The following is a 5,155-nucleotide window of genomic DNA, read 5'->3' as shown; positions in this document are numbered from 1 at the left end:
GCAGCCACACCTGCAAGCAGTTGGCCGCCGCCGGCTACATGCCGGTGGTTTTCGACAATCTGAGCCGCGGCAATGAGAGATCCGTCGCCTGGGGGCCGCTTGTCGTCGGCGATATCCGGGATCGGGATGCACTGCGGCGGGCGATGGAAACGCACCGGCCGACGGCCGTGATCCATTTTGCTGCGCTGGCCTATGTCGGAGAGTCCGTTCGCGAGCCGGCCGAATATTATTCGACCAATGTGACAGGCACCATCGCGGTGCTCGATGCCGCACGCGCGAGTTCGATCGAAAACATCATCTTCTCCAGCAGCTGTGCGACCTACGGCGTGCCGGAGGCGTTGCCGGTTCGCGAGACCTCCTCGCAAAATCCGATCAGCCCCTATGGGCGGCGCACCAAGCTGATCGGCGAACAGATCATCGGCGACTATGCGTCCGCATACGGAATGAAATTTGCGATCCTGCGCTATTTCAACGCTTGTGGCGCCGATCCCGATGGCGAGCTCGGTGAGTGGCATTCGCCGGAAACCCATCTGGTTCCCAGAGTGCTCATGGCCGCATCGGGCATCATCGACGCGATCGAGGTTTTCGGCACCGACTACGACACGTCGGACGGCACTTGCGTAAGGGATTATATCCACGTCACCGATCTGGCCCGCGCCCACCTGAAAGCGCTCATGCATCTCGAGGGTGGCGGGCGAAGCCTTGCGGTCAATCTCGGCACAGGGCGGGGCGTCTCCATCAAGGAGATTGTCAAGGCGGTCGGCCGAATGACGTCGAGGCCGGTTCCGGCAGTGTTCAGGAGCCGACGCCCCGGAGATCCGGCGGAGCTCTACGCCGATCCGGGAAGCGCACGCGAACATCTTGGCTTTGTGCCGGAGCTTTCAGACATCGATACGATTGTCAGGACGGCCGCTCCCTTTTTCGGACTGAAGACCAGGCCCATGAAACTGCCGCCAGTGAGGGCGGCAGCGCCGGTCGTCGCCCGACGGGTCAGAGATAGCGGGGGTGACAGCTCGCGCGCTGGCCAAATCCGCTAGGGCTGCAGATATAAGGCGAGCCGCCCGAGAACGTGCTGCCATCGCCCGGATTGAACGAGATGTTCACCGGCGCCGGCGTGCTGGCTTTGATCCGTTGCGGCGGTGCAAAGGCGTAGGCACTTTCGGTCCCTATTGTGCTTGTCATCTGGATCGGAAGGTCGGCCCGGAGCGAGCGCACGAGAAATCTGGCCTGCACGGGCTGGACCGCGGGCTGACTGCGGACCGGGTGGACGATGGGCCTGATAAGGACCGAACCGGTTTCAGTTGCGTCCATACCTTGACAACCTGCAACCATAGAGCTCAGCGCCACAGCCGCGGCAATAGACACGACATTCTTGCTTGAGCGAAATACGCTCGCGGAATTTCTCATCCTCTGTCCCTTGCTATCAAGTATAAGCCAGGGGCGCATTGCGACATACTATACTTGGGCCGCTTCCACGCCGCATGAGTGACCACTCGCACATCACACGTTATATTAGATATCACTAATTATTAAATTTCATCAAAACCGTATGGCAGGCCATCGTCTTGTCGTCCGGGCGATGCAGTTGAATGCGACTAAATGCGATCGGCGCGCCGATCGCGCCTGCCGAGCCACTCAACCATAAGCGATTCGCGGGTTCCACAACAGGCGCACGGGGAGAACAGCCAAGCCATCTCAGCGCGGCCGGAAGCGGCCTACTTTTTGGCATCGACCAGCTTGCGGGTCACTTCGAACTGCGCGCCCTTGGTGTCGCCTGCTTCGAATTTCTTGTATTCGTCGGAAGGATCCTCGGGAGATCGCTTGAAACCGTACCATTCCCCGTCCGGATCCTTGCGTTGCTCGATATTCCGGCCCTGAATGCGGTGGCTGTAGCAGGTGCGGTGCTGCTCGCCGGTGTAGCCCTTCGATCGCCAGGCGAGCTCCATGCACATCTTGCCGTCCTTGGTCACCAGCCATCTGCCCTCCGCGACAGACGCGGTGTCCTGCCCGGACGTCCAGGCCTGGAGACGTCGATTGCCCTGCGCGAAAAAGGCCGCGCCGTTTTTCCATATCCATGTGCGGTCGGCATAAAGAAGCTGCAGCTCGTAGGCAGTTGGAGCCGGTGCGATGACCATTCCCGCTGGTCTGCCGTCTTTGGCGGCAGCCGCATGCGCCGTTCCCGAAAGCGCCGTCTGGCCGCAGAGGGCCAGGAGAAACATGAGTTGCATACAAGTTGCGAACCCACAATGTTTGCGTCGACCGTCGACACCATGCGGTGGCAATCCGGTCAGAGCTGTCAGTACAATTGGCGTTCGCATGCCCGTTTTGCCCAAGGTAGCACTATCATCGCTCTGACAGCCGTATGAACTATTTAACAGTCGCGAGAACGGTGATGTCAACCTTTGCGAGCGGACGGACAACAACCGTTCCAGATGTGCGCATCCCGCTGTCGTCAAAATTAAGAAATGTGTCATATGCTCTGCCCAACTCTGACAATCGCACTCAAAAGCAACATCCGCAGACGTGAGGGAGGACGCGGTTTCAAATGGCGGGCGACCCGGAATTGAACCAGGCCGAAGGTCAGCAATACCGGCAGCAGTCGACCGTCCGGGAAACGACTGCTCGCAACACCGTGAGCCCCAACATGGCGATCTTGCTGGGGATACTGTTCATTGCGATCCTGTTCAGGTTCCACAACATAACCTTGCCGCTGGTCGATGCCTTCAGCTGGCGCGAAACAAGTACCGCGATGATGGCCGACAATTTCCAGCAGCGCAGCTGGAACATCTTCTTCCCCGAGGTCAGCTGGACCGGGCCCGGGCCAAGCTATCAGGGCCGCGAGTTCCAGATCGTCAGCTATCTGACCGCCATACTCTACCAACTCTTTGGCTGGCACGACTGGTTCGGCCGCATGATTGCGGCCCTTTTCGGCTTGGTGACGGTGTTTTCACTGCACAGACTAACGGCGCTATGCTGGGGCGAGACGCACGCCCACGCCGCGGCACTTGCCTATGCGCTGATGCCGGCGGCGATCATGATCGACAGCTCGTTCCTTCCCGACCCCTCGATGCTGGCTCTGGTAACCTTGGGCGTCTGGCTTTTCACGAAATACTGGACGGGAGGCAGCGCGTGGCTGCTCCCCTTCGCCACAGCCAGCTTTTCCCTCGGTGTGCTTGCAAAACCACCGGGTTTGGCTGCTGGAGGCGTCATATTCTATCTGATGGTTTGCTGGCTTTTGCAAAATCGGCGAAAGCATGCGGCCAAAGTATTCATAAGCGGACTGGTCAGCCTGTTCGTCATCGGCGCCTACTACAGCTGGGCCATTTATCTCGGGCGAACCTATCCGCCCTTTCATGTCGCGGGCAGCGGATACATCTGGGATTCTGGATTCTGGACGTTTTTCAACAACGATTTCTATTTCAAATCTGTTTGGAACACGTCGGTCTGGTGGTTTTATGGCTATCCGTTCATGATTTTGATGGCGGTCGGATTCTGGATGCCGCCCCAGCCAGTCGCGGAATCGAAAGAACGCGCTCTTTCGGCCATACCTTTCATATGGCTTGCAGCGGCCTCTGTTGTTTATCTCGCTGCGGCACGTGAGATCACGACCAATCCATGGAACTATCATATATTCCATGTGCCATTTGCGATGTTTTGCGGCCGTGGCGCGGTCGTCCTGGCGACGCTTGGAGCCAAAACCGTTCCGTCTCCTGGGGTAATTCTGCGGTCGATTTGCATCGCGGCCGCTATGCTTGTCTGGTCGACTTTTCCCCTCGTCCGGACCATGAAGGCGCCCTTCGCCATGAATGGAAAGTTGCTTGGCGACGAGTTGGCGCGCAGGGCCCAACCTGGCGATCTTGTCGTGGCCATCGCTCCGGAGGTGGGAGATCCTGTCGCAGTCTATTACAGCAGGGCGCGCGGGTGGGTGTTTCCGCCTGGTGGCGGCGACGTGGAGTGGTCCAGGTTCGTCGAGGACGATGCCATCGCGATAGCACAGCTTGAGGAACTTCGCACGCAAGGCGCGGATTGGTTCGGCGTGGCAAAGGATGCCGAAGACAGTCAGAAACGGCCGTTCATCGAGCATCATGACGGGGTGATCGACTATCTCAACAAGATCGGGACCAAGCGGCTGGATTCGGACAACCTCCTGATTTATGAAATCAGCCGGCCTTGATCTGGTCAGGCCGTTGGGCTTATGGGCTGGGGATCAGGCAAACGTTGGAAATCCGGCGACGGTCAGCGACCTTGCCGACCCGCCCTCGCCTGCCCAACGCAGCAAGCTAAGCGAGACAAGCCGGCCAGCAAGCTCAAATATCTCTATGGCTGGCGGAATTCGACGGTTGTGACCGGAGGAATTGTTGAAACGAGCGATTTCGATCATTGTGACGCTGGCCCTGCTGGCCTGGCTCGCCAGCGACTCGCGCTGGCGCATGGTCGGCGACGCCTTTGCCCGCATCACGCCCGGCACCTTCGCCGTGGCGACGATCGCGTTCTTCGTCACCTATGTCTTGCGTGCGCTGCGCGTCTGCGACGAGTTCCGCGACGAGGTGCATGGCCGCTTCGGCGCCTGCCTGCGCGTCATTCTGATCCACAATGCGATGATCAATGTCGTGCCCTTTCGCGGCGGCGAGACGGCCTTTCCCCTGCTCCTGCGCCAGGTCTTCGGCATACCGATCATGCGCGCCAGCGCCTCACTGCTGTGGTTCAGGCTGCAGGACGCCTTCGTCGTCGGCGTGCTGGCCCTGGTGGTGTGGCCGGGCCTGCATCTGGCGATTAGGATTGCGGGCGGGGCCGTCTTGATCGTCGCCGCCTGGTACCTGCCGCGCTGGGCGCGTGCGCCGCATGACTGGGCCGGCCGCGGCAAGATCGTGGCGAAGCTCGGCAAGCTCCGAGATGTGTTCACCGAAGCAACCGGGCGCTCGCGCTATGGCTGGTGGTGGACGATCGCGAACTGGTCCCTGAAGCTCGCTGTGCAGGGATGGTTGTTGGCAATGCTGCTGGGGACATCCTTTTCGACCGCCTTTCCAGGCGTCGTTGGGGCCGAAGGAGCCGCCATACTGCCGGTGCAAGGCGTCGCCGGCTTCGGCACCTATGAAGCGGGAGCAGCAGCGGCGCTGCTCACCTCCGGAATCACGATGAAGAATGGCTTGCAGGC

At 60.1% G+C, this 5,155-nt stretch carries 4 protein-coding genes; 3 read left to right on the top strand and 1 reads right to left on the bottom strand.

Features of this window, described 5'->3' with window-relative positions:
* Positions 1-1,037, top strand: a 1,037-nt coding sequence (galE, locus tag EN914_RS23645) for a UDP-glucose 4-epimerase GalE (protein ID WP_127389299.1), incomplete at its 5' end; no start/stop codon positions are given.
* A gap of 678 nt (positions 1,038-1,715) precedes the next feature.
* On the opposite strand, the gene EN914_RS23635 is transcribed toward galE, so the two are convergent.
* Positions 1,716-2,333: a DUF995 domain-containing protein gene (locus EN914_RS23635; RefSeq protein WP_245462195.1), complete on the bottom strand. Its 618-nt coding sequence runs from the start codon at positions 2,331-2,333 to the stop codon at positions 1,716-1,718.
* Positions 2,334-2,545: 212 nt separating this feature from the next.
* Here EN914_RS23635 and EN914_RS23630 point away from each other — a divergent pair, with 212 nt between their 5' ends.
* On the top strand, positions 2,546-4,174 hold the full coding sequence (locus tag EN914_RS23630) for a glycosyltransferase family 39 protein (protein ID WP_024504304.1): 1,629 nt from the start codon (positions 2,546-2,548) through the stop codon (positions 4,172-4,174).
* Between the two features lie 184 nt (positions 4,175-4,358).
* On the top strand, positions 4,359-5,155 hold a 797-nt coding region (locus EN914_RS23625), incomplete at its 3' end, for a lysylphosphatidylglycerol synthase domain-containing protein (RefSeq protein WP_127389298.1).

The sequence above is a fragment of the Mesorhizobium sp. M7A.F.Ca.CA.001.08.2.1 genome, from assembly GCF_003998455.1.
GTDB classification, from domain to species: Bacteria; Pseudomonadota; Alphaproteobacteria; order Rhizobiales; family Rhizobiaceae; genus Mesorhizobium; species Mesorhizobium ciceri.
The sequence above is the reverse complement of the archived record's forward strand: the minus strand, read 5'-3'. Positions and strand labels throughout refer to the sequence as shown.

Coding starts and splice junctions, on each gene's coding strand:
- EN914_RS23630 (WP_024504304.1), top strand. CDS start 2,546: ATGGCGGGCGACCCGGAATTGAACCAGGCCGAAGGTCAGCAATACCGG.